This is a genomic window from Comamonas serinivorans (genome assembly GCF_002158865.1).
GTDB lineage: Bacteria > Pseudomonadota > Gammaproteobacteria > Burkholderiales > Burkholderiaceae_C > Comamonas_E > Comamonas_E serinivorans.
Genome location: NZ_CP021455.1, coordinates 437,217 through 461,810, shown reverse-complemented (window position 1 = coordinate 461,810; position 24,594 = coordinate 437,217). Strand labels below are relative to the sequence as shown.

Sequence of the window (24,594 nt, the reverse complement as noted above, 5' to 3'; positions counted from 1 at the left end):
CTCCCGCCTCACCACCGCCCCACGGCTGTACAGTGCTGGCGTCATCCCTTCCCTTCCGTTGCCCCTTCAGGCCAGCCATGCAGCCCTACGACGACCAGAACATCTTTGCCCGCATCATCCGCGGCGACATCCCGGCCCAGCGCATCTACGAGGACGAGGCCACCCTCGTCATCATGGACGCCATGCCGCAGTGCGACGGCCACGCGCTGGTGCTGCCCAAGGCCGCCTCGCGCAACCTGCTCGACATCGACCCCGCCGCGCTCAGCGCCACCATGGCCACGGCCCAGCGCATCGCGCGCGCGGCCATGCAGGCATTCGCGGCCGACGGCGTGAACGTCATGCAGTTCAACGAAAGCGCAGCCGGCCAGACCGTGTTCCACACGCACGTGCACGTCATCCCGCGCAAGGCCGGCGTGCCGCTGGGCCAGCATGCGCGCGAGCTGGCGCCGCCCGAGGTGCTGGCCCGCAACGCCGAGGCCTACCGGCGCGTGCTGGGCACCCAGGGCTGACCGACTGACCCGCGCCTGCGGGCCATACCGCACGGTGCGGCAAGCCCCGTGCCGCCGCCCACGCGACGGCGCGCCCCTTCACCCATCCACAAGGATCCCGCCATGCACGCCCACGAGCTCGTCGGCCTGGACGCCACCGACCTGTCGCAAGCCATCCACCGCCGCGAGCTGTCCTGCCTGGAGGTGATGCAGGCCCACCTGGCGCAGATCGATGCGCTCAACCCGCAGGTCAATGCCCTCGTCGCGCGCGTGGACGCGGACCACCTGCTCGAGCAGTCGCGCATGCTGGACGACGAGTTGCAACGCGGCCAGTCGCGCGGGCCGCTGCACGGGTTTCCGCTGGCGCCCAAAGACCTGTCGGCCGTCAAAGGCCTGGTCACCAGCCGCGGCTCGCCGCTGTTTGCGCAGAACGTGACGCAGGAAGACGCGGTGTTCCTGGCGCGGCTGCGCACCGGCGGCTGTGTGTTCGTGGGCCGCAGCAACACGCCCGAATTCGGCCTGGGCGGCCACACCTACAACCCCGTGTATGGCCTGACGCGCAACGCCTGGAACCCCGAACGCTCGGCCGGCGGCAGCAGCGGCGGGGCCGCCGTCGCCGTCGCCCTGCACATGCTGCCCGTGGCCGATGGCACCGACATGATGGGTTCGCTGCGCACGCCCGCGGCCTTCAACCACGTGTATGGCTTTCGGCCCACGCCTAACCTGATCCCGAACGGACCGGCCGACGAGGTGTTCCAGCAGCAGTTCGCCGTGGCCGGTCCCATGGCGCGCAACGTGCGCGACCTGGCCATGACGCTGGGCGTGATGCAGGGCTTTGACGCGCGCCTGCCGCTGTCGCGCCGTTTCGACCGCAGCTGCGACGGCCGCACACCGCTGGCGCGCGACATGCAGGGCTGCCGCATCGGCTGGCTGGGCAACCTGAACGGGCGCTGGGCCATGGACCCCGGCCTGCTCGCCACCCAGGCCAAGGCGTTGGACGTGCTGCGCGACATCGGCTGCGTGGTGGACGAGGCCAGCCTGGACACCGACCTCGACGCGGCCTGGCGCGCCTGGATCACGCTGCGCAGCGCGCAGTTCGCGGGCGCCAACCAGGCCCTGTGGGACGACGCCGACAAACGGGCCCAGCTCAAACCCGAGGCCCTGTGGGAGATGGAGCAAGGCCGCCAGTGGACCAGCCTGCAGCTCTACAACGCCGCCAAGGCGCGCTCGGCCTTCTACCAGGCCATGCGCGCCCTGTTCGAGCGCTTCGATTTCCTGGTGCTGCCGGCCACGCAGGTGGCGCCCTTCCCCGCCGAATGGGACTGGCCCCACCACATCGACGGCCGCGCCATGGACACCTACCACCGCTGGCTGGCCTGCACCGTGCCGGCCACCCTGGCCAGCCTGCCGGCCCTGTCGGCGCCCGCGGGCTTCGATGCCCAGGGCCTGCCGGCCGGCATCCAGATCGTGGGGCCCACCCAGGCCGACTGGTCGGTGCTGCAGCTGGGCCACGCCTACCAACAGGCCAGCCCCTGGTCGGCGCAGCGCAGCCCCCTGCTGGGCTGAGGCGCGCCGCATCCGGCACGCGGGCCATTTCGGCGCGCGGCGCGCAGCGCACCGGCGCCTGCTGGGGGTCCGCAAGCCATCGTCAACGCGTTGAGGAGGGGCTCGAGCCCCTCAGGGGCATGGCAGGCATGAAACGCCGCCGTCCCCTGGCGACCGAGTTCACCCCGCTTCCGGTCCGCGCCACCCCCTGGGCACAGCACAAAGCAAAGGGAGTATTTGCCACTGCCGATTGAAGCTTGATCGGCATCAGCCGATACTGCCAATTACATTTCAGCGCATCCAGGGCGCCGTGAGCCTTGGCCCCGCTGCCTGGACGCCCGGGCATGTTCGCACCGGTGCGTGGTGCGTGGTGCCGTCATCGTGTCTGGATCGGCCACCCCATCCACCCGGCAGCATCCTGATGGGTTCGTGCCCGGTTCGGGACGCCGCACGTCGCTCGCGGCGGGCCGCTGCCGGGGGACTTGAGGCCCATGGCCGGCTCACATCCCCCTTGCCGATGGCCCGGGGCGCCAGCCGACCCCTCGCCCAGCGACTTGCCACACCCGCCATTCCCCGTCATTTGCGGGGATTTACGCATGGGCAGGCGTGACAAATTCCACGACATTGGCGGCAGCGTACCGCGGCGACCCCGCGCGTGCGCCGAGTGCCGACCTCGCAGGCGCGGCTCGCAACAACGAACTGGAGACACAGCGTGGACAGTGCAACAGTGAACGGGGCCGCGTGCCCCATGACGAAGGAAGAGCGCAAGGTGATCTTTGCCTCGTCCTTGGGAACGGTGTTCGAGTGGTACGACTTCTACCTTTACGGCTCCCTGGCGGCCATCATCGCCAAGCAGTTCTTCAGCGGCCTGGACGCCGGATCGGCCTTCATCTTTGCGCTGCTGGCCTTTGCCGCCGGCTTTCTGGTACGGCCCTTCGGGGCCATTGTTTTTGGCCGCCTGGGCGACATGATCGGTCGCAAATACACCTTCCTGGTGACCATCCTGATCATGGGCCTGTCCACCTTCGTGGTCGGCATCCTGCCCAACTACGCCAGCATCGGCCTGGCCGCGCCCGTCATCCTGATCGCGCTGCGCATGCTGCAGGGCCTGGCGCTGGGCGGTGAATACGGCGGGGCCGCCACCTACGTGGCCGAGCACGCCCCCAACGGCAAGCGCGGCGCCTACACCTCGTGGATCCAGACCACGGCCACGCTGGGCCTGTTCCTCAGCCTGCTGGTCATCCTCGGCGTGCGCAACGCCGTGGGCGAAGAGGCCTTCGCCGCCTGGGGCTGGCGCATCCCCTTCATCGGCTCCATCGTGCTGCTGGGCATCTCGGTCTGGATCCGCCTCGCGCTGAGCGAGTCGCCGGCCTTCCAGCGCATGAAGGCTGAGGGCAAGACCTCCAAGGCGCCGCTGTCCGAGTCCTTCGGCCAGTGGAAGAACCTGAAGATCGTGCTGCTGGCACTGCTGGGCCTCACGGCCGGCCAGGCCGTGGTCTGGTACACGGGCCAGTTCTACGCGCTGTTCTTCCTCACGGCCCAGCTCAAGGTCGACAGCAACACGGCCAACCTGCTGATCGCCGCCGCGCTGCTGATCGGCACGCCGTTCTTCGTGATCTTCGGCAGCCTGTCCGACAAGATCGGGCGCAAGCCCATCATCATGGCCGGTTGCCTGCTGGCGGTGCTGACCTACTTCCCGGTCTTCAAGGCCCTGACCGGCGCGGCCAACCCCGACCTGGCGCGGGCTCAGCAGACCGCCGCCGTGACGGTGACGGCCGACCCGGCCACCTGCTCCTTCCAGGGCAACCCGGTGGCGCGCGAAATCGACTTCAAGAGCTCGTGCGACATCGCCAAGCGGTACCTGGTGCAGAACTCGGTCAGCTACGAGAACAAGGTTGGCCCCGCGGGCTCGGCCGCCGTGGTGCAGATCGGCGACAAGCAGATCACGGCCCCCACGGGCGTGGTGTTCAACCACAAGTTCGACGAAGCCAGCACCACGGCCATCGCCGCCTTCAAGAAGGAGATGGCCGAAGACCTGAAGCAGGCCGGCTACCCGAGCAAGGCCGACCCGGCCAAGATGAACAAGCTGCTGATGGTGGTGCTGCTGAGCTACCTCGTGCTGCTGGTCACCATGGTCTACGGCCCCATCGCGGCCATGCTGGTGGAGATGTTCCCCACGCGCATCCGCTACACGTCCATGAGCCTGCCCTACCACATCGGCAACGGCTGGTTCGGCGGCCTGCTGCCGACCACGGCCTTCGCCATCGTGGCCAGCAGCGGCAACATGTACAGCGGCCTGTGGTACCCCATCGTCATCGCGGCCATGACCTTCCTCATCGGCTCGCTGTTCATCCGCGAAACCAAGGACCGCGACATCTACGCCGACGATTTCGACCCCTACTCGCCCACCGGCAAGCTGCAGCCGGCCTGACGCACGCGAGGCCTGCCACCCATCCAGCGCCCCTTCGGGGGCGCTTTTTTTGGGGCAGTACACCCGGTTGGTCGATATTTTTTGATCGGCATTCAGGCCATACACCCCTTCAACCAAACCATGCCCATGAACAACCGATCCAGGTAGGTGATGTCCGAATGGCTGGGCACACCTCCGGCACCGCCAGCCTCGCGAGCGGGCACACCCCGGTCCCGCGCTGGACGGGCGGCGAGGCAGCGCGTCAGACCCACGCTGACGCTCCCGCCTCACGCCACGCACTCACGCGCGTGGCGCCCGTCGGCCTGCCACCAGCTCAGCGCATGCGCCTCGGTCGGCAGGGGCACCTCCCACTTGTGCAGCATGGCCAGCAGGTCCGCGTTGCGCAGGCTGGTGTCGCGCCGGGCATTGCGGGCCAGCAAGGTGGCGCGCGGCGCCTCCAGGTGCACCACCTCCACCGTCGCGCCATAGGCCAGGCACAGGTCCAGCGACTTGCGCCGCATGGCATCGCTCAGGTGCGTGGCGTTCCAGACGAAATCGCGCCGGCCGCGCAGCCAGGCCTTGGCCGCATCGATGGCGTGGTGCGCCACCGCGCCTTCGTTCTGGCCATGGCGCAGGCCCAGCGCGGTGCGCGCATCGTCGAACGACACCACGGGCAGGCCCGCGCGGTGCTCGGCCACCCAGGTGTTCTTGCCCGCGGCCGGCAGCCCGCACATCAGCGTGACGCGCGCGCCCGGCTCGTGGTGCAGGCCATAGTCCGGGTGCACCTGCGCCCCGCGAAAGTAGGCCAGCGCCGTGTGGCGGTCGGCAAACGCCCTGGGCGTGCGGTAGCAGCCCTCGTCCTTGGCCAGCTCGCGGAACAGCTCGATGTCGTCCAGCACGCTGGCCGCGTCGGCGCAGATGCGGCCCCGCATGTCGGCCTCGGCCAGCAGCGCCAGCAGGTGCAGGTCGGCCAACCAGGACAGGCGGCGCACCAGGTACTCGGCATCGTGCCCGCTGCGCGAGCCGTGGATGGCGAAGAAGGGCTCCTGGTGCACGCCGATCAGGCGGCAGATGGCCTCGCGCTGCAGCACGGGCGCGCCCATGTCCCACAGCGCGATGCGCGCGTCCAGCGCACCGCGCCGCGAGTGGCCGGGCTGGCGGATGCGGCCTTGCTCGTCGATGCGCGTGGTGTCGCACTTGGCCACGTCGTGCAGCACCGCGGCGGTGAACACGGTCGCGCGCTCCTCGGCCGTCAGCGCGGCGTAGTCGGCGTGCCTGACCAGCTCGTTCACCACCATCTGCGTGTGCGTCCAGACATCGCCCTCGGCGTGGTAAACGGGGTCCTGCGGCGTGGTCTTGGCGCGCTCAAGCTGGGGAAACGCCGCCAGCCAGGCGGCGGTTTGGGCGGCCTCGCAGGGCGCGCCGGGGGCGGGCACGCAGGCCAGCCAATCGGTCCAGGTGGACATGGTGTTCTCCTTATCGCTGCAGGGTATGCATCAGTTTCCGATGTCACATTCATCGGGACTGGCAGGTACTGCCTGCAAGGCGGGTTCTGGCCAGCGCGTGTCGATGGCGTGGGCGTACAGATCGACGCCGGCGCGCAAGCCGTTGGGCACGATGGGCCGCGTGCTGTGGTGCGAGCCCGAGTCGAGGATGGTCTGCACGAAGCCCGGCCGCACGTATTTGTAGCGGGCCAGGACTTCGCCGCTCGCCTCCACCTTCAGGTACAGGCCTTCGCCGGCCTCGTCGCGGTCCGTCTGCCGCCAGCACTGCGCGACATCGAGTTGCTCGCGCGCCACCGTGCGCTCGAGGTGCGCGCGCCACCCGGCGCTGCGCGCCAGCGAGGGCCCGACCAGGGCCGCGATGGGCGCGAAGCGTGGCGGCGCCGCACCCGCATACAGCACCGGCACCGACACCACGGGCAAGCCGCGCAGCAAGGCGTGGCGGGCGTGGGTGTCGAGAAACCGCTGTTGCACACGGTCGTACACGTCGAACTCGCAGAACCAGTGCGGCAGCGCGTCGTAGTACACCGAGTGCTTGGCATACAGCCACTCGCCGTACATGACATACCGGTCTTCCAGCACGCCGAGCAACGCGGCCTCGTGGGCGCGTGCCCATTGCTTGAAGGCATTGAACTGGCGCTCGCGGCCGCCGCTGCGCTGCACGGCCAGCCAGTGGCCACGCGACTGCAGGCCCAGCTGGCCGGCGGCGTCGAAGCTCACCGCGCAGTTCGCGCCGTCGAGCTTTTCCTCCACCACGATGAAGCGGCCGCTCAGGGCCGACCAGGGCGTCTGGTCAGCGGCCTCATCACCGGGCTGCAGGCGCGAGCCTTGCAGGTGCGGGGTGCGGGGGTACTTCAACAGCGCAGGCTGTTCGGTCTGGGGACATGGGGATGGGGCAAGGGTCGTCATGGAGGCTTCCTCAAAACAGGCCACAAGGGCCGGGGGAATGGCGCAGGAACGACCGCGGTGCCCATGCCGCAGCCGCGGCACGCACGCACAACTCACACAAGAAGATGAACCCGCCTCGGCGATCCGCCTGCCACGCGTCACGTCAAGGCAACGCCGGCAGCCCGCTGCAGCACAGGCCGCAGCAGCTGGATTCGACACAAGGGGATTGGCACCGCAGACGCACCCACTGGGGAGACACCACGCAGGTCCACCGCAGGGCGCGGGACAAGGTGGCAATGGGTGGCGAGTCGTTCAGCAGGAACGGATGGCGCGGTGCACGGTGAACCTCACAAAGCAAGAGGTGAAGACAAGAGAGCGGCGAGTCTAGGCAAACCACCCGGCGGCTGGCAAGCCCCGCGTACCGGGCTGTTGCAGGGCAACAACCGGTGCAGCCGCCGGCAGGCCCGCCGACAATGCCGCATGGAAATCGAATTCAAGTTCTGCGTCCCGCCCGATCGCCTGCCGGCCTTGCGCCAGGCCCTGGCGACCGGCAGCACCCGCCTGCGCCTGCAGGCCACCTACTTCGACACGCCCGACGCGCGCCTGGCCGCCGCCCATGCCGCGCTGCGCGTGCGGCGCGAAACCCCGGTCGTGTCGTCGTCGCCGCCCGGCCGCCAGGGCCGGTCGCGCCGAGACCGCAGCACGCACGACGCATCAGCCGGGCACTGGATCCAAACGGCCAAGGCCCTGGCGCAGGGCCCCCTGGTCCGGCTCGAGGACAACGTCGACCTGGGGCGGGCACAGGGCGACGCCGTGCCCGCGCCCGACTGGCGGCGCCATGCCGACACCCCGGTGGGCGAGCGCCTGGCCCACCTGCTGGGCGAGGCCCCGCTGCAGGCCACCTACGGCACGGACATCACGCGCCTGGCGCACCGCCTGCAACAGGGCGACACCGTGGTCGAGCTGGCGCTGGACGAAGGCCACATCCAGGCCGGCGCGGCGACCGGCACCCGCCCGGCTGCGCCGCGTGGCGGCCAACGGCGCGCCGCCGCTGCCCCGGCTGCGTCAGCCGCCGGTGACCCGGCCGGAGCGGCACACACGCTGGCCGTGCAGGAGCTGGAGATCGAGCTCGTCTCGGGTAACGTGGCCGACCTGGCCGCCGTCGCCACCCACTGGGTGGCCGCGCATGGCCTGTGGATCGACACCCGCTCCAAAGCCGAACGCGGCGAGCAACTCGTGCGCGGCAGCGAGCCCTGGCCCGTCGTCAAGGCCAGCCGCCTGACCGCCCCGGCCGGCGCTGCCCGTCGCAAGGGCTGGCAGTGGCAGACGCTGGCGCTGGCCAACGGGCTGGACCACTTGCTGCCCAACCTGCAGGCGCTGGCGGCCGGCCAGGGCCGCGTGGACCACGTGCACCAGGCGCGCGTGGCCCTGCGCCGCCTGCGCGTGGTGCTGCGTGAGTTCGGCCCGCTGCATGCCCAGGGCTGGGACCCCGACGGCGCATGGACGCAGGCCTTGACCACCAGCTTCCGCGAGCTGGGCGAGGTGCGCGACCGCCAGGTGCTGCAGGACCTGCCCGAGCCCTTGCAGCACGCCCTGGCGGCGCGCGGCCTGCCGGTGCCGGCGTCTGCCGCATCGCCCGCGGACGCGCCGGCGCTGATCGCCGCGGCCCGCAGCGGGGCGCTGCAACAGGTGTTGGTGGCGCTGCTGGTGCGCGCCGCCCAGGCGCAGCCGCCGGCCGCGCCTGCGGCAGCCAAGGCCACTGGCGCGAATGACGCATCAGGTCCGGCCGACGCCGCCGCAGCGCCGGCCACGCCAGACGCCAAGCCGCTGGGCCACAAGGCCAGTCGCTTGCAATTGCAGGCCCGTGTGCAACACCTGCACCAGCAACTGGCCCGTGCCGCCAAACGCTGGCCCACGCTCGACGCCGACGCCCGCCATGCCGTGCGCAAGCGCGCCAAGCGCCTGCGTTACATGCTGGAGCTGGCCGAGCCGCTGCTGGCCCCCGGCGACCGCTCGTCCGCCACCCAGCGGCGCTACCTGCGGCAACTGGCCGAGGTGCAGCTGGCCCTGGGGGCCTACACCGATGCCCTGCTGGCCCAGCACCAGGCTGATGCGCAGCTGGCCTCGAGCGCAACCCAGGTCCCGCCAGACACCCAGGCCGCCTACGCCGCCGGCTACTGGCTGGCCGTGGCGCAGCAGCGCGACGCGGCCTGCCAGGCGCCGCTGAAGCGCCTGCGCAAGCTCAAGCCTTTTTGAACCTCAACGGGTATAGGCCATTCCTCGTTGAACATGAAACGGCAACCAGGCCATACTCACATGGCTTTGAACAAGCCTGCGTACAACCGCCCCACGGGCAGGCGCTCGCTGGCGGGGCGTCCCCGCAGCTGCAGCCAGAGCTTGCCGCTCTCTTCGCGCTGCACGCGGGCGATGGCGTCGGCCCGCACCAGCAGGCCGCGCTGCACCTGCCAGAACAGGTCGTCGGGCAGCTGGGCCAGCAGCTGACGCAGCGGCGTGCGGATCAGGTACTCCGGGCCCGGCTCGCCGTCGTCCGCCCCACGCGTGATCACGCGCACGTACTTGTCCGCTGCCTCGAAATACAGCACCTGGTCCACGGACACCAGGTGCAGCTCGTGGCCCCCCACGCCCGCCGCCTGGATGAAGCGCAGCCGCGGTGTGGCCTGTGCGGGCTGCAGCGCGGCCCCGGCCGCCTGCAGCAGCGCCTGCCACTGCGCCACCGGGTCGGCCGCCGCAGGCGCCGCGGTCCCGCCGGCCAGCGCAGCGCCCACTGTGGGCTGGCCAAGGCCGGCCTCACCCGCCACGCGCGCCAGCTGCTGCTGCAGGCGCTGCACGGTCTGCATGAGCCGCGCGCGGTCCATGGGCTTGAGCACGTAGTCCAGGGCTTGGGCGTCGAAGGCCTGCACCGCGTGCTGCTCGTACGCGGTGACGAAGACCAGCGCCGGCAGGGGCCCGGCGTCCTCGGGCCATTCGTCGGCGATCTGGGCCGCCGCGGCCAGGCCATCCTGGCCCGGCATGCGGATGTCCAGGAACACCACCTGGGGCTGCAGGCGCAAGGCCTCGCGCGCCGCGCTCAGGCCATCGCCCACGCTGGCCAGCACCTGCAGCTCGGGCCAGAGTCGGCTCAGCTCGGCCTGCAGGGCCTGGGCCAGCAGGGGTTCGTCGTCGGCAATCAGCGCAGTGGGCATGAGGGGGTTTCCACAGGGACATCAGGGGGCAGGGGCAGGTCGACGCGGGCACAGGTGCCGGTCGGCGCAAGCGGGGGACAACCCGGCACCTGCGCGTCGGCCTGAAGCGGCCCGCGAGGCCCCAGGTGAAGGTGGGCGGCCGGGCCGTGCAGGCGCGTCAGCCGCTCGCGCACGTGGGTGAGGCCCAGGCCGCCCGCATGCAGGCGGCCCGCGGCCGGGTCGGCCGGCTGCGGCTCGGCCTCGGGCAGGCCCGGGCCGTCGTCGCAGACGCTGAGCTGCAGCTGCGCGCCACCGTCGGCCAAGCCCACCCGGCGTGCGATCAGCCAGATGGTGCCGCCCTGCACCTGCGGCTCCAGGCCGTGGCGAATGGCGTTCTCGACCAGCGGCTGCAGGATCAGCACGGGCACGGGCAGGGTGCGCAGCGCCTCGGGCACGTCGACCACCACGGCCAGGCGCGGCCCCATGCGCACCTGCATCAGGGCCAGGTAGTCCTGCAGGCGCGCCAGCTCGTCGGCCAGCGCGTGCTCGTCGCGCTGCGAGGCGCTGAGGCTGGCACGCAGGAAGCGGTTCAGGTGGTCGATCATCTGTTCGGCGCGGTCGGCATCCAGCCGCACCAGCGCGCGCAGATTCGCCAGGGTGTTGAACAGCATGTGCGGCTCGAGCTGGGCCTGCAGCAGGCGCAGATGGGCGCGGGCCGCATCGCGCTCGGTTTCGGCCAGCTGCACCTGCAGGGCCCGCGCCCGGCTCTTGGCCATCATCAGCTGCGTGCCCACGACGCCGGTGAGCAGCGCCAGCACCAGGCCCATGCGCGCCTCGCGGCTGCCCGACCACAGGTCGATGCCCGACAGCAGGCTGCCCAGCCAGGTGCCCAGCACACAGGCCAGCAGCTTGGCCACGACCACCAGCAGCAGCCAGCGGCGGCCGCGCCGGCTGCTGGCCCAGAACTCGTCGGCCCGCGGCTTCCAGGCCAGCGGCACGTAGGTGAGGGCCACGCTGGCCAGCCAGTAGCAGGCGCCCACGGTCAGCGCCAGGGTCCAGTGCTCCACGAAGCGGTGCTGCGGCGCCAGCCGAAAGGTGAACAGCGCCAGCACACTGCTGAAGCCCAACACCCAGCTCGCGCTGCGCAGCAGCTCGCGCGGCGAACGGGCGTTGTAGACGTGAACCGGTGTAGCCATGCCTGCAGTGTGGCTCAGATCGCCGGCTGACCGCGGCCCACCGCGTGCCGCGCCTGCTGCATCTGTCGCGACAGGGCCCAGGCGCGCCCCACCCACCAGCCGCTGAAGGCGCCCAGGCTGGCCGCCAGCAGCAAGGCCACGGGCAGCGATTGCAGCCAGCCGGCGTGCACGGCAGCGCCCGCGGCCAGCGCAAAGTTGAGGCCGAACACGCCCAGCATGGCCACCAGCGGCCAGGGCGAGCCCGGCATGACGAAGGCCCGCGCACGCGGGTCGAAGCGCACGCCAGCCGGCAAGGCCCGGCGCGCCACCCACACGCTGCTGGCCAGCCAGCCCAGCGCCCAGACCAGGGCGGCCCAATCGCCCACCACGCCCGCACCGAGCTTGCGCACCACGCCCAGGGCGCTGAGGGCCGTGAAGACCGCCGCCAGCGCCACCACCCGGCGCCAGCGCAGGCGGTGCGGCACCGCCTGGCGCGCGCCCAGCCACAGCAAGGCCGCCAGCACGGCAAACACCCAGGCGGGCGTGTGGGTCAGCACAGTGGTCGGTGTCATGCGGGTCTCCTCATGGTCGATGGTCAGGCCCCCAGCGTGCCCGTGCCGGCCCGGCCGCTCCAACGCGATGCGACAAACGACCGCCTGGACGCGCAAAACGCCGGCCCAGGCGATGAACCGCCGCGATCGGCCCCGCCCGACTGCGTGACGCAGGCCTGGACAGCCGCAAGGCATGTGCCACCGCCCGGAGGTCGCCACGGGCGAGCCCGGCGGCTGGGCCCCACCCGCAGCGCAGCCGGGCGCCGCTCCCGCTGGCCCGGCGGCGCAGCGGTTACCTAGGTGATCGGCCAAACGCCACTTTGCCGCTATCTTGTGCCACCACACGGGCCCCACCGCCCGGAGAGGACACCGCAATGCACGCATGGAGACAAGGCGCCGCGCGCCGCCGGGCCCTGGCCTGGCTGGCCGCAGCCCCCCTGGTCGGCAGCCTGGCGCTGGCGACACCCGCACTGGCCGACCCCGCCAAGTGGCCCGGCACCAAGCCCATCACCCTGGTCGTGCCCTTTCCCCCGGGCGGCACCAGCGACGTGATCGGCCGCCAGCTGGCCAAGCAGCTGGGCGAGGCCCTGAAAGCCACCGTGGTGGTCGAGAACAAGCCCGGCGCCTCGACCAGCGTGGGCGCCACCCAGGTGGCACGCGCGCCCAAGGACGGCTACACGCTGCTGCTCTCGTCGGGCAGCACCTTCACCACCACGCCGCACCTGATGCCGGTGAGCTACAAGCTGGCCGACTTCGCCCCGCTGGGCACCGTGGCCACCGTGCCCTTCGCCTTCGTGGTGAAAAAGGATTTCCCGGCCAAGACCGTGGCCGAATTCGTGGCGCTGGCCAAGGCCAAGCCCGGCAGCATCAACAACGCCACCAACGGCCAAGGCAGCCTGGTGCACCTGCTGGGCGAGCTCATCGCCAGCGAAACCGGCACGCAGCTGACCCAGGTGCACTACAAGGGCGCCGCACCCGCCACCATGGACATGATCGGCGGCGTGGTGGACACCAACGTCGAGGCGCTGACCAGCGCCCTCCCCAACGTGCAGGCCGGCAAGTACCGCGCCATCGCCGTGCTCAGCGAGCAGCGCCAGCCCAGCCTGCCCGATGTGCCCACCTTCAAGGAACTGGGTTGGCCCAAGGTGGTCGGCGAGACCTGGTACGGCGTGTCCGCCCCCGTCGGCACGCCGGCCCCGGTGCTGGCCACGCTCGGCCAGGCCCTGCAGCAGGTCGTCGCCTCCAAGGAGTTCGGCCAGGCCATGCAGCGCTCGGGCAACGTCGCCCTGCCCGGCTCGGCCGACGCCATGCGCAAGACCGCCCAGAGCGAAAGCGCCAAGTGGGGCGCCCTGATCCAGCGCCTGAACATCCGCCTGGAATGATTTTTTGGAGTATGCATGGGTGACCGTTTCAACATGAACGGCCACTCATGCATACTCATCGTCGATTTTTTCATGGGCCACACCGCCCTTCCTCGCTTTCACCAACCGGAGATCTCCCCCATGTCTGAAGTCCTGACGCAAACCCTCGAAAACGGCGTGTTGACCCTGACCATGAACCGTCCCGAGGTGCGCAACGCCCTGAACGACGAGATGGGCCGCCTGCTGACCGAGTCGCTGCAAGCCGCCGCCGAGAACCCGGACGTGCGCGTGGTCGTGCTGACCGGCGCCGGTCAGGCCTTCTGCTCGGGCGGCGACGTCAAGTCCATGGCCGCCAACCCCGGCCGCGGCGCCACCCCCGACGGCCGCGTGCGCAGCCTGCGCCGCCGCGCCGATGCCACGCGCCTGCTGCACGAGATGAACAAGCCCACGGTGGCCGTCATCCGCGGTGCCGCCGCCGGCGCCGGCCTGGCCCTGGCCCTGGGCTGCGACTTCCGCCTGGCCCTGCCCGACGCCAAGATGACCACCGCCTTCGGCAAGGTCGGCCTGGCCGGCGACTACGGCATGTCCTACTTCCTGCCGCGCCTGGTCGGCGGCGCCAAGGCCCGCGAGCTGCTGATGCTGAGCCCGCTGCTCACGGCCAAGGACGCGCTGGCGCTGAACCTCGTCACCCGCGTGTTCGAGGGCGCCGAGTTCGAAGCCAAGGTGGCCGAGTTCGTGAACGCCCTGGCCAGCGGCCCGACCATCACCTACGGCTACATGAAGGACAACCTGAACGACGCCATGAACGGCAGCCTGACGGCGTCCATCGAAGGCGAAGCCCAGCGCCAGGTGCGCTGCATGGCCACCGCCGACCACGCCGAGGCCAGCAAGGCCTTTGTCGAAAAGCGCGCCCCGGTGTTCAAAGGCGAGTGAACGCGGACGGGCCGCCGCCGCGTGACGGCGCAGCGGTGGCCTGGCCCGGTCGCCTCCGGGCCGGGGGGCCGCATCCCCTCGGGGATGGCGCGGCGTCACTCAAGTTCACATCCCCAGTCGCCCCCAAAGGCGCACTCAAGGGATGGGTACACATCACCCCAGACGGCTTTCATCCGAGGACCCTCATGAACACCTCATCTTCCCGCGCGCCCTGGACACGCATCCGGCAGATCTGCCTGGCCGCGCCGCAGCTGGAGCCCGCTGTACAGGCCCTGCAGCGCACGCTGGGCCTGCAGGTGGCCTACCGCGACCCGGCGGTGGGCAAGTACGGCCTGGAAAATGCCGTGCTGCCGATCGGCCCCGGCCAGTTCCTCGAAGTCGTCGCGCCGACCCGGCCCGACACGGCCGTCGGCCGCTTTCTGGCGCGCGCGGCCAGCCCCGACCAACTGGGCGCCTACATGCTGATCTGCGACTGCGAGGACCCTGCGGCAGCGCGGGCGCGGGCGGACAGCCTGGGCATCCGCGTCGTCAACGACTACCAGTACCCGGACTACCACGGCGTGCAACTGCACCCGCGCGACACCGGCGCCGTGATGATCGAGTTCAACGCCACGCCTGGGGGCGAACCGCTCAGCGGCCCTTACCACCCGGCGGGGCACGACTGGCAGGCGGCCGTCACCACGGCCAGCGGCGGCATCACGGCCGTGCGCGTGCAGGCCAGCGACCCGGCCGCCATGGCGCAGCGCTGGGCGGCCCTGTTCGGCCAGCCCGCACAGGCGGACGCGGCTGGCGGCTTCGTCATCGCGTTGGCCCTGGGCCGCATCGAGATCGGGCCACTGCTCGGTGGCACGCAGGACCGCCTGAGCGAGATCGTGCTGAGCCACGCGCCCGCGAACCACGGCGCCGCGCAAACCCTGTGCGGCCTGCGCGTGTCGGTGTGAGGCCCGGTGCATGACGCCTGCATGCGCACAGCCCACGTCGCGGCAGGTTTGTCCATGACCTGCGAGGTGATGGTCGCATGGCCGGTTGCGCCAGATGAGGTGACCTGAGTATCTCGTTTTCCCCTTTTGCACATGAACGGTGACCTTTGCATACTGCATTAAAAGTCCCGACACCCACCTCAGCGCCGGCCGCCCCTGACACGGCGACTCGCGAGACCCCATCCAGGAGAACGCCATGGATCTGCAAGTCCTGCAAGCCCGCATCGCCCCCATGTTCCCCGGCACCATGGGGGTGCAGCTCACCTCGGTGGCGCCCGATCGCGTCGTCGCCACCCTGAAGGTGCTGCCCCAGCTGTGCACGGCCGGCGAGATCCTGCATGGCGGCGCCTACATGGCCTTTGCCGACGCGCTGGGCGCCATCGGCACGGTGGTGAACCTGCAGCCTGGCCAGAAGACCACCACCACCGACTCCAGCACCAAGTTCATCGCCGGGGCCAAGGTGGGCACCACGGTGACGGGCGAAAGCGTGGCGCTGCACCGCGGCCGCACCACGCAGGTCTGGCAGACCAGCATCCGCAACGAGCAAGGCAAGCTCTGCGCCGTGGTGACGCAAACCCAGCTCATCATGGCCGCCGGCTGACGCCCGGTCTGCGGCGTGCAGCACCTTCCGGGAGGTTCACCATGAAACGCGGGCTTCTGTGTTTGGCCATGGCTGGCACCTTCGCGGCTGGCACGCTGGCGCTCGCGGCACCGGCCGGGCTGCTGGACACGCGCGAGGGCCGCATCGTCATCGGCGTGGCGGTGGGCGTGGCCCTGCTCTGCGTCGTTCGCTTCACCCGGTCGGCAAACGGCTGGTTGAATCAGGCGCTTGCCTCGGCGCGATCCACGCGGTCTGGCCCCCGCCAACCTTGACCCCCGGCGCCGATGCCCGACGACGGCGCGGCGCCCTCACACGGAGAAACAGCCATGGACGGATTGGATGTGCTGGGCCTGGTGGCCACGTGCTTCACCACCTCGTCGTTCGTGCCCCAGGTGGTCCGCACCTGGCGCACCCGCGATGTCTCGGGCATTTCGCTGCCCACCTACCTCATCATCACCGTGGGCCTGGCCCTGTGGCTGGTCTACGGGCTGCTGCGGGGTGACCTGCCGCTGACCGTGGCCAATGCCGTCATGGTGGTGCTGACGGGGGCGATCACGGTGATGAAGGTGCGCTTTTCCAAGGCCGATGCAGTGGATGGGCCCTGACGGATCGTCATCACGATCCATGGGTATCCCGTCAATGTCGTTGATTGAAAAACGGAAATACAGCCATACTGCACAAAGATCATTCAACGGCCATTGGCCATGACTTGACCGCGGCCGGCCCAGCGCGGCTCACTGCCCTGGCAGGCACACGCGGCTGGCGTTCAACCAGGCCGACTCGAACGCCCTGCCGTCTCGCTCTCGCCTCCCTCGGCCATCACCCGGCCAGCGCCGCCGCGATCGCGGCCGCTGCCGCGCGCGTTTCCACGCCCAGCTTCTCGAACACGTGCTCCAGGTGCTTGTTCACCGTGCGTGGGCTCAGGCCCAGGATGTCGGCGATGTCGCGGTTGGTCTTGCCCTTGGCCAGCCAGCCCAGCACCTCGGTTTCACGCGGCGTGAGCGCGGCGTCGCGCAGGCGCTGCACCGTGGCCGATTCCGCCGTCACGGTCAGCACCAGCATGGCCTCGCCCAGGCCCACCTGCCCCAGGTACTGGGCATGCAGCGCGCTCACCGACGCCTCGGTGGCGCCCGGCAGGGTCATGCTCACCCGCCCCGTGACCAGCGCGCCCTGCAGCCAGCCGGCGGCGCCGCGCGATTCGGCGGGCGGCGCGGCATCGGCCTCGAAGGCCTGCGCCAGCCAGGCCGTGGCCTGGGGCGAACGCCAGGCGATGCGGCCCTGGCGATCGAGCAGCACCATGCCCATGCCGGCCACGTCGATGGCCGCCCGCGCCAGCCGGCCCACGCTGGCGTTGTGCAGGTGGCGCGCCAGCCGCGCCAGCACCTCGGGGATGCGGATGGGCTTGACCACGTAGTCGACCCCGCCGGCCTCGATGCCCTGCACGATTTGCTCGGTTTCCGAGAGGCCGGTCATGAAAATGACGGGCACGTGCGCCCAGCCGGGGTTGGCCTTGATGCGGCGGCACAGGGTGAAGCCATCGTCGCCGGGCATGACGCAGTCCAGCAGCACGGCGTCGGGCACGGCCATCTCGAAGCGGGCCAGCGCCTCCTCGGCGTCGCGCGCCACCAGCACGGTGTAGTGCGCCTGGGCCAGGGCTTCGCACAACAGGCCCAGGGTGTCGATGGCGTCGTCCACCACAAGGACGACGCCCGGGGCGGGAGCGGGGATCATGCGTTGGGGTCCTCCACGGCATCGGTCTGTCCATTGCGCTCGCCGTCGCGCTCGTCATCCGGCTCGCCGTCAAGCTCGTCAACGTCGTCGTTGTCGGCCGCCGCGCGCAGGCGCGCCTGCAGGCCGGCCAGGTCGAACCGGCGGGCCAGCTCGTCCAGCGGCTGCAGCACGGGCGCCAGCGCGGGGTCTTGCGCCAGTGCCTGGGCCAGCGCCTGGCGACAGGCCAGGGCATTGCCGAAGCCGGCGAGCTGCAGCAGCGTGTCGCGCAGCGCGGGCGGCAGGGCCGGCACACCCGCCAGCGGGGCAGACGGACCGGCCGGCACCTTGTCGCCGCCCACGATGGCGAGCGGCTGGTAGTCCTGCTCGTCCCACGTCAGGTCCAGCAGCCGCGCCAGCGTGTCCAGCAGTTCGGATTCGCGCACCGGCTTGGCAACGAAGGCCTGGCAATCGGCCGCCTGCAGGCGGTCGGGCTGGTTTTCGAACAGGTCGGCCGACACGATGACGATGGGCAGCTCGCGGGCGCTGTAGCGGGCCCGCAACAGGCGCGCGGTTTCCCAGCCGCTCAGGTCGTCCATGGACAGGTCGAGCAGCACGGCATCGGGCAGCACCTCCTGGACGATTTCCAGGCATTCGCGTCCGCTGGCGGCCTCGCGCACCTGAAACCCGAGTGGGATCAGCAAACCGGCCTGCAGCTGGCGGTGGATGGGCTGGTCGTCGACCACCAGCAGCGTGCGCCGCGGCCCGGCATAGCCCACCACCACGCGCAGGTCGGGCGAGCGTGGCGCCAGGTCCTCGGGCGGCGCCTGCACCTCGCTCAGGTACAGGCGCACCGTGAAGGTGCTGCCCTGCCCCGGGCGGCTGTGCAGGCCGATGTCGCCCCCCATGAGCACGGTGAGCATGCGCGTGATGGACAGACCCAGGCCGGTGCCGGCGCTGGAGGCCCGGCGCCCGGCGCTGCCGCGCTCGAAGGGCATGAAGATGCGCTCCTGGTCCTGGGGCGCGATGCCGATGCCCGTGTCCACGATGTCGAAGCGCACCACGTTGCTGTGGCAATCGACGTGCAGCGCGACCTCGCCCTCGTCCGTGAAGCGGATGGCGTTGCCGAGCAGGTTGATGAGGATCTGTCGCAGGCGCTTGGCGTCGGCCCGCACCCACACCGGCAGCCGCCCGCGCACCTGCAGCGAAAAGCGCAGGCCCTTGGCCTCGGCCTGGGGCCCGACCATGCGCGCCAGCGCCTGCAGGAAGTCGGGGAACCGCAGCGGCGCCGGGTCCAGCCGCAGCCGCCCGGCCTCGATGCGGGCCAGGTCCAGCAGCTCGTCGATCAGCGACTGCATGTGCTCGCCGCTTTGCAGCACGGTGGCCATGTGCTCGCGCGCACTGGCGGCCAGGTCGTCGCGCTTGTACAGCAGCTGCGCATACCCCAGGATGCTGGTGAGCGGCGTGCGCAGCTCGTGCGCCATGCCGGCCACGTAGCGCGACTTGGCCTGGTTGGCGGCCTCGGCGTGTTCCTTGGCCGCCTGCAGCGCGCGGTCGGTCTGGCGGTGGGCCTCCACCTCCTTGAGCAGCAGCTGCGTCTGGCGCTCGGTCTCCTCGCGGGCCATGCGCCGGCTGTCGCTGACCAGCACCACCCACCACGCATACACCGCGCACAGCAGCAGCAGCAGGGCAAAGGCCTGCAGCAGGGCCCAGCGCAGGGCCGGCCCATGGAGGCCCTGGCTCTGCGGGGCATACACCATCCAGAAGGCCAGCGCCGCGGGCACGGCCAGCATGGCCAAGGTGCCCAGGTAGGCCATCACGCGCACGTTGATGCCCTGGCTCAGGCGCGCCGGCAGCACGGCCCAGATCGCCCGCCGCAGCTGCACGCCGGCCCGGGCCTCGGGCGGCTTGCAGCGGTCGTGGCAACGCGAATCGAGCGAGCAGCACAGCGAACAGATGACGCCGCCATAAGCCGGGCACTGCGCGGTGTCGGGCCGCTCGAACCGGTTCTGGCAGACGATGCAGGTCTGCAGGGCCTCGGGCAGGCCGTCTTGTGGCCGGGCCAGGTACCAGCGGCCGCGTGTGAGCCAGGCCAGCAACGGCGTCAGCAGCAGCGCCAGCCCCAGCGCGATGAAGGGCGCATAGGCCGCGGGCCATGCCCCGAAGGCCCCAGTGTAGGCCACACCGGCCACCACCGCCGACACGCCCATGGCCACCAGGCCCACGGGGTTGAGGTCGTACAGGTAGGCGCGGCGAAACTCGATGCCCCGGGGGCTGAACCCCAGGCGCTTGTTGATGACCAGGTCGGCCACCAGCGTCCCCACCCAGGCCACGGCCACGTTGCTGTAGATGCCCAGCACCTTCTCCAGCGCCGCGAACACCCCCAGCGTCATGATGAGGGTGGCGATCATGACGTTGAACACCAGCCACACCACGCGCCCCGGGTGGCTGCGCGTGAGGCGCGAGAACACGTTGGACCAGGCGAGCGAGCCGGCGTAGGCGTTGGTCACGTTGATCTTCACCTGGGCGATGACCACGAACACCAGCGTCACCCACACGGCCAGGCCATGGTCCCGCGTGATCTGCCAGAACGCGGACAGGTACATGTGGGTGGGGTCCATGGCCTGTTCGACGGTGGCGCCATACTGCATGGCGGCGTAGGCCAGAAAGGCGCCACCCAGCATGCGCGCCGCGCCCATCACGATCCAGCCCGGCCCGCCGATCAGCACACAGGCCCACCAGCGCCAGCGGTTGGCCGGGGTGCGCTCGGGCATGAAGCGCAGGTAGTCGACCTGCTCGCCCACCTGCACCACCAGCGCCGACACCATGGTCGCCGCGGCGCCAAAGGCCAGCAGGTCGAGGTCGGCACTGTCGGTCACCAGGCCCTTGAGGCCGGTCATGTCCGACAGCAGGTGCGGCTGCTGCACGGCCAGCCACAGGAAGGGCGTGAGCAGCAGCACGATCCAGACCGGCTGCGTCCAGGCCTGCAGGCGCGAGATGAAGGTGATGCCGTACAGCACCAGCGGGATGATGAGCAGCGAGGCCACGATGTAGCAGGCCACCAGCGGCCAGCCCAGCGCCAGCTGCATGGCCAGCGCCATGATGGCCGCCTCCACCGCGAAGAAGATGAAGGTGAAGGTGGCGTAGATCAGCGAGGTGAGCGTCGAGCCCAGGTAGCCGAAGCCCGCCCCCCGCGTGAGCAGGTCCATGTCCAGGCCCAGGCGCGCGGCGCTGACCGAGATGGGCAGCGCGGTCAGGAAGATGATGAGACCCATCACCCCGATGGCCCACGCCGCCGTGGCAAAGCCGTAGCTCAGCGCGATGGCGGCGCCGATGGCCTCCAGCGCCAGGAAGGACACGCCGCCGAACGCGGTGTTGGCCACCTGCCACTCGCTCCAGCGGCGCGCGCTGCGCGGCGTGTAGCGCAGCGCATAGTCTTCCAGCGTCTCGTCGGCCACCCAGGCGTTGTACTCACGCCGGATGGGAAAAATCTTCTGAGGGGCAGCGGTCATCACGCACCAAATGAGTGCTCAGGCACAGGTCAGCCTCAAGAACAAGCAACATTCGCGCCACTTTCCGGCCTGCCCCTGTGTCCCAGGCAAGCCACCCCGCTACGTCAAACGACGTATGGGCCCGGCTAGGCACAAACCCTAGAGTCACTCCCAGGTCAAACCTGCATCGCCTGACCATCAGGCGGTGAACCCACATACCCCCTTTGAGGAGTGCACCATGAGCAACGAGCAAGACCGTTTCGCTTCCCTGTCCCCCTTGCAACGCCGCCGCCTGCTGCAAGGCCTGGGCGCCCTGGGCGTTGCCGGCCTGCCCGGCCTGGCCGCGGCACAAAAGCCGGCCACGGCCGCCGTGAACACCACCAAGCTCGCGGTGACGGAGACCGAGGTCGTGGTCGGCCAGCTGCATTCGTCCACCGGCACCATGGCGATCTCGGAAACCGGCTCCATCCAGGCCGAACAGCTCGCCATCGACCAGATCAACGCCGCCGGCGGCGTGCTGGGCCGCAAGATCCGCGTCATCAAGGAAGACGGCGCCTCCGACTGGCCGACCTTCGCCGAGAAGGCCAAGAAGCTGCTCATCAACGACCGCGTGGCCACGGTGTTCGGCTGCTGGACCTCGGCCTCGCGCAAGGCCGTGCTGCCCATCTTCGAGAAGGAAAACGGCCTGCTGTACTACCCCACCTTCTACGAGGGCCTGGAGCAGAGCAAGAACGTGATCTACACCGGCCAGGAAGCCACGCAGCAGATCCTGTACGGGCTGGACTGGGCCAAGAAGGAAAAGGGCGCCGCCAAGGTGTTCCTGGTCGGCTCGGACTACATCTGGCCGCGCACCTCGATGAAGATCGCGCGCAAGCACATCGAGACCTACCAGAAGGGCAAGGTGGTGGGCGAGGAGTACTACCCGCTCAGCCACACCAACTTCAACTCGCTGATCAACAAGATCAAGCTGGCCAAGCCCGACCTGATCTTCGCCGCCGTGGTCGGCGGCTCGAACGTCGCCTTCTACAAGCAGCTCAAGGCCGCGGGCATCACGGGCGCCAAGCAGTTCCTGCTGACGCTGTCGGTGACGGAAGACGAGATGCTGGGCATCGGCGGCGAGAACTTCGCCGGCTTCTACTCCAGCATGAAGTACTTCCAGACGTTGGACAACGCCAACAACAAGGCCTTCGTGGCGGCCTTCAAGGCCAAGTACGGTCCCAAGTCCGTCATCGGCGATGTGACCCAGGCCGGGTACCTGGGCCCCTGGCTGTGGAAGGCGGCGGTCGAGAAGGCCGGCAGCTTCGACGTGGCCAAGGTGGCGGCAGCCTCGCCGGGCATCGAGCTCAAGACCGCGCCCGAGGGCTACGTCAAGGTCGACGCCAACCACCACCTGTGGAGCAAGTCGCGCATCGCCCAGGGCCAGCCGGACGGCACCTTCAAGGTCGTCGCCGAGTCGCCCGAGCTGATCAAACCCGATCCCTTCCCCAAGGGCTATCAGTGATCCGGTCCTCGTTTGACTGAGGCCCGGGACCGGCGGCAGGCGTCGCCGGCTCCGGGCATGTCATTCGAACAAAGACAGTATCCAGCGGTTGTCGTTTTCTCTTGAACGGCAATTGATCCATACCCCATTCAATACATTCCAGAGGCTGTCATGGAACTCTCCGACATGCTGAACATTGGGCTGATGCAGGGCTTTGCCGGCCTCAGCCTGTTTGCCGTCCTGCTGCTGATGGGCCTGGGCCTGGCCATCATCTTCGGCCAGATGGGCGTCATCAACATGGCGCATGGCGAGTTCATGGCCATCGGCGCCTACACGGTGTACATGTTCTCCACCCTGGTGGAGGCCAACTTCCCCGAGTTGATGCCGTACTACTTCCCGATCTCGATCGCGTTCGCGTTCGGGTTCGCGTTCCTGCTGGGCTGGGTGGTCGAATGGGGCCTGATCCGCCACCTGTACAAGCGTCCGCTGGACACCCTGCTGGCCACCTGGGGCCTGAGCCTGGGCCTTCAACAGATTTTCCGCACCGTCATCAGCCCCAAGGAAGTCAGCCCCACGCTGCCCGACTGGCTCATGGGCTCGTGGTCGCCCACCGAGGGCCTGGACCTGCCCATCAACGGCCTGTTCGTGCTGGCCCTGGCCACCGTGGTCACCGTGGGCGTGCTGATCGCCATGTACCGCAGCCGCTGGGGCCTGCGGGTGCGCGCCACCGTCAGCAACCGCGTGATGGCCAACGCCATTGGCATCAACACGCAAAAGACCGACCGCCTGACCTTTGCCATCGGCTGCGGCATCGCCGGCATCGCCGGTGCCGCCTTCACCACCATTGGCTCCACCGGCCCCACCTCGGGTTCGCTCTACATCGTCGACTCCTTCCTGGTGGTCACCTTCGGCGGCGCGGCCAGCCTGCTGGGCACCGTGGTCTCGGCCTTCGCCATCGCCCAGACGCAGTCCATCACCGAGTTCTTCATGACCGGCTCCATGGCCAAGGTGCTGACGCTGTCCTTCATCGTGATCGTGCTGATGCTGCGCCCACAAGGCCTGTTCGCCAGCAAGGTGCGCCGTTGATCCCCCTGTTTTGCCAAAGGAAACCCTCATGAACTCCGTGCGACATTGGATCGGCAAGACCGGCATGGGCAGCGTGCTGCTGCTGGCCCTGGTGCTCCTCGTGGCCTTCCCGCTGACGCTGGACATCTTCCGGCTGAACCTGGTGGGCAAATACCTCTGCTACGCCTTCGTGGCCGTGGGCCTGGTGATGCTGTGGGGCTGGGGCGGCGTGCTCAGCCTGGGACAAGGCGTGTTCTTCGGCCTGGGCGGCTACGCCATGGCCATGTTCCTCAAGCTCGAGGCGTCGGACGCCGCGAGCACCAGCATCCAGACCACGCCCGGCATCCCGGACTTCATGGACTGGAACCAGCTGACCGCCCTGCCAACCTGGTGGCAGCCCTTCGAGCACCTGCCCTTCGCCCTGGCGGCCGTGGTCCTCGTGCCGTCCATCCTGGCCTTCATCATCGGCTACGCCATGTTCAAGCGGCGCGTGGGCGGCGTGTACTTCGCCATCATCACCCAGGCCGTGGCGCTGATCCTCTCGGTGCTCATCATCGGCCAACAGGGTTACACCGGCGGCGTCAACGGCATGACCGACCTCAAGACCCTGCTGGGCTGGGACATCCGCACCGACAGCGCCAAGTACATCCTCTACTTCGTCTGCTCCGGCCTGCTGCTGGCCTGCGTCGCCCTCTGCCTGTGGATCCAGAAGGGCAAGGTCGGCACCCTGCTGCTGGCCATGCGCGACAAGGAAGACCGCGTGCGCTTCTCGGGCTACGACGTGTCCATGTTCAAGGTCTTCGTGTTCTGCCTGGCCGCGGCCATCTCGGGCATCGGCGGCGCGTTGTTCGCGCTGCAGGTCGGCTTCATGTCGCCCTCCTTCGTCGGCATCGTGCCCTCGATCGAGATGGTCATCTTCGCCGCCGTCGGTGGCCGCATGAGCCTGGTGGGCGCCGTGTATGGCGCGCTGCTCGTCAACTTCGGCAAGACCTACTTCTCCGAGACCTTCCCCGACCTGTGGATGTTCTGCATGGCCGCGCTGTTCATCGGCGTGACCATGTTCTTCCCCGACGGCCTGGCCGGCCTCTACGAGTCCAAGGTCAAGCCCTGGCTGGCTGGCCTGCGCAAGCCCAAGACCGCCAGCCTCCCGGCGTCGCGCGCCCCGGGCGCCACCGGCACCCCGCAGGCCGCCGGCACGCCGACCGACCCCTCGGCCAACGCGGCCTGATCGCAGG

Annotated in this window: 20 protein-coding genes; 13 read left to right on the top strand and 7 right to left on the bottom strand. The window is 69.9% G+C overall.

Going from position 1 to position 24,594, the window contains the following annotated elements:
* Window positions 1-77 precede the first annotated feature (77 nt).
* From CCO03_RS01955 to CCO03_RS01945, 3 genes are all read left to right on the top strand, one after another.
* Entirely contained in the window at window positions 78-509 is a 432-nt protein-coding gene (locus CCO03_RS01955; protein ID WP_087276555.1) for an HIT family protein, read from the top strand.
* A 102-nt stretch (window positions 510-611) separates the two neighbouring features.
* Window positions 612-2,054, top strand: coding sequence for an amidase (locus tag CCO03_RS01950; protein WP_087276552.1), 1,443 nt, complete (start codon window positions 612-614; stop codon window positions 2,052-2,054).
* 727 nt (window positions 2,055-2,781) lie between these two features.
* Window positions 2,782-4,464, top strand: coding sequence for an MFS transporter (locus CCO03_RS01945; RefSeq protein WP_087276549.1), 1,683 nt, complete (start codon window positions 2,782-2,784; stop codon window positions 4,462-4,464).
* Between the two features lie 266 nt (window positions 4,465-4,730).
* Here the strand turns inward: CCO03_RS01945 and CCO03_RS01940 are convergent, their stop codons facing one another.
* On the bottom strand, window positions 4,731-5,909 hold the full coding sequence (locus CCO03_RS01940) for an AAA family ATPase (protein WP_087276546.1): 1,179 nt from the start codon (window positions 5,907-5,909) through the stop codon (window positions 4,731-4,733).
* Between the two features lie 30 nt (window positions 5,910-5,939).
* A complete protein-coding gene (locus CCO03_RS01935; protein WP_087276543.1) occupies window positions 5,940-6,854 on the bottom strand; it encodes an RNA ligase family protein in 915 nt (304 codons plus the stop codon).
* A gap of 459 nt (window positions 6,855-7,313) precedes the next feature.
* Here CCO03_RS01935 and CCO03_RS01930 point away from each other — a divergent pair, with 459 nt between their 5' ends.
* A complete protein-coding gene (locus CCO03_RS01930; protein WP_087276540.1) occupies window positions 7,314-9,089 on the top strand; it encodes a CYTH and CHAD domain-containing protein in 1,776 nt (591 codons plus the stop codon).
* 56 nt (window positions 9,090-9,145) lie between these two features.
* Here CCO03_RS01930 and CCO03_RS01925 read toward each other — a convergent pair whose 3' ends face one another.
* From CCO03_RS01925 to CCO03_RS01915, 3 genes are read right to left on the bottom strand one after another with little or no spacing between them, the layout of a single operon-like run.
* Entirely contained in the window at window positions 9,146-10,036 is an 891-nt protein-coding gene (locus tag CCO03_RS01925; RefSeq protein ID WP_087276537.1) for a LytR/AlgR family response regulator transcription factor, read from the bottom strand.
* The gene (locus CCO03_RS01920) at window positions 10,021-11,211 is read right to left on the bottom strand and encodes a sensor histidine kinase (protein WP_087276534.1); all 1,191 of its coding nucleotides are present in this window, start codon (window positions 11,209-11,211) and stop codon (window positions 10,021-10,023) included. Before CCO03_RS01920 ends, CCO03_RS01925 begins: the two co-directional genes overlap by 16 nt.
* A gap of 14 nt (window positions 11,212-11,225) precedes the next feature.
* Window positions 11,226-11,762 carry a DUF6622 family protein gene (locus CCO03_RS01915; protein ID WP_087276531.1) on the bottom strand — a complete coding sequence of 179 codons (537 nt, stop codon included), beginning with the start codon at window positions 11,760-11,762 and terminating at the stop codon, window positions 11,226-11,228.
* A 353-nt stretch (window positions 11,763-12,115) separates the two neighbouring features.
* On the opposite strand from CCO03_RS01915, the gene CCO03_RS01910 reads away from it, so the two are divergent.
* The 6 genes from CCO03_RS01910 to CCO03_RS01885 all read left to right on the top strand — a co-directional run bounded on the left by CCO03_RS01910 (window position 12,116) and on the right by CCO03_RS01885 (window position 16,221).
* On the top strand, window positions 12,116-13,123 hold the full coding sequence (locus CCO03_RS01910) for a Bug family tripartite tricarboxylate transporter substrate binding protein (protein ID WP_087276528.1): 1,008 nt from the start codon (window positions 12,116-12,118) through the stop codon (window positions 13,121-13,123).
* Between the two features lie 120 nt (window positions 13,124-13,243).
* Window positions 13,244-14,035, top strand: coding sequence for an enoyl-CoA hydratase (locus CCO03_RS01905; protein WP_087283965.1), 792 nt, complete (start codon window positions 13,244-13,246; stop codon window positions 14,033-14,035).
* Between the two features lie 185 nt (window positions 14,036-14,220).
* Entirely contained in the window at window positions 14,221-14,976 is a 756-nt protein-coding gene (locus tag CCO03_RS01900; RefSeq protein ID WP_087276525.1) for a VOC family protein, read from the top strand.
* 235 nt (window positions 14,977-15,211) lie between these two features.
* Window positions 15,212-15,616 (top strand): PaaI family thioesterase, encoded by a 405-nt coding sequence (locus CCO03_RS01895; RefSeq protein WP_087276522.1) that lies wholly within the window; start codon window positions 15,212-15,214, stop codon window positions 15,614-15,616.
* A 41-nt stretch (window positions 15,617-15,657) separates the two neighbouring features.
* A complete protein-coding gene (locus CCO03_RS01890) occupies window positions 15,658-15,888 on the top strand; it encodes a hypothetical protein (protein ID WP_157667444.1) in 231 nt (76 codons plus the stop codon).
* Window positions 15,889-15,942: 54 nt separating this feature from the next.
* Window positions 15,943-16,221 (top strand): SemiSWEET transporter, encoded by a 279-nt coding sequence (locus CCO03_RS01885; protein ID WP_087283964.1) that lies wholly within the window; start codon window positions 15,943-15,945, stop codon window positions 16,219-16,221.
* Window positions 16,222-16,435: 214 nt separating this feature from the next.
* On the opposite strand, the gene CCO03_RS01880 is transcribed toward CCO03_RS01885, so the two are convergent.
* Together CCO03_RS01880 and CCO03_RS01875 are read right to left on the bottom strand one after the other, a co-directional pair.
* The gene (locus CCO03_RS01880) at window positions 16,436-17,347 is read right to left on the bottom strand and encodes a response regulator transcription factor (RefSeq protein WP_087276516.1); all 912 of its coding nucleotides are present in this window, start codon (window positions 17,345-17,347) and stop codon (window positions 16,436-16,438) included.
* Window positions 17,344-20,835: an ATP-binding protein gene (locus tag CCO03_RS01875; protein ID WP_087283961.1), complete on the bottom strand. Its 3,492-nt coding sequence runs from the start codon at window positions 20,833-20,835 to the stop codon at window positions 17,344-17,346. The genes CCO03_RS01880 and CCO03_RS01875 overlap by 4 nt, the downstream gene beginning before the upstream one ends.
* Window positions 20,836-21,052: 217 nt before the next feature.
* Here CCO03_RS01875 and urtA point away from each other — a divergent pair, with 217 nt between their 5' ends.
* The 3 genes from urtA to urtC all read left to right on the top strand — a co-directional run bounded on the left by urtA (window position 21,053) and on the right by urtC (window position 24,587).
* Entirely contained in the window at window positions 21,053-22,315 is a 1,263-nt protein-coding gene (gene urtA / locus CCO03_RS01870) for an urea ABC transporter substrate-binding protein (RefSeq protein ID WP_087276513.1), read from the top strand.
* Window positions 22,316-22,465: 150 nt separating this feature from the next.
* Window positions 22,466-23,380, top strand: a complete 915-nt coding sequence (gene urtB, locus CCO03_RS01865) for an urea ABC transporter permease subunit UrtB (protein WP_087276509.1) — start codon at window positions 22,466-22,468, stop codon at window positions 23,378-23,380.
* Window positions 23,381-23,408: 28 nt separating this feature from the next.
* A complete protein-coding gene (gene urtC, locus CCO03_RS01860; protein WP_087276506.1) occupies window positions 23,409-24,587 on the top strand; it encodes an urea ABC transporter permease subunit UrtC in 1,179 nt (392 codons plus the stop codon).
* The last annotated feature ends 7 nt before the right edge of the window (window positions 24,588-24,594 follow it).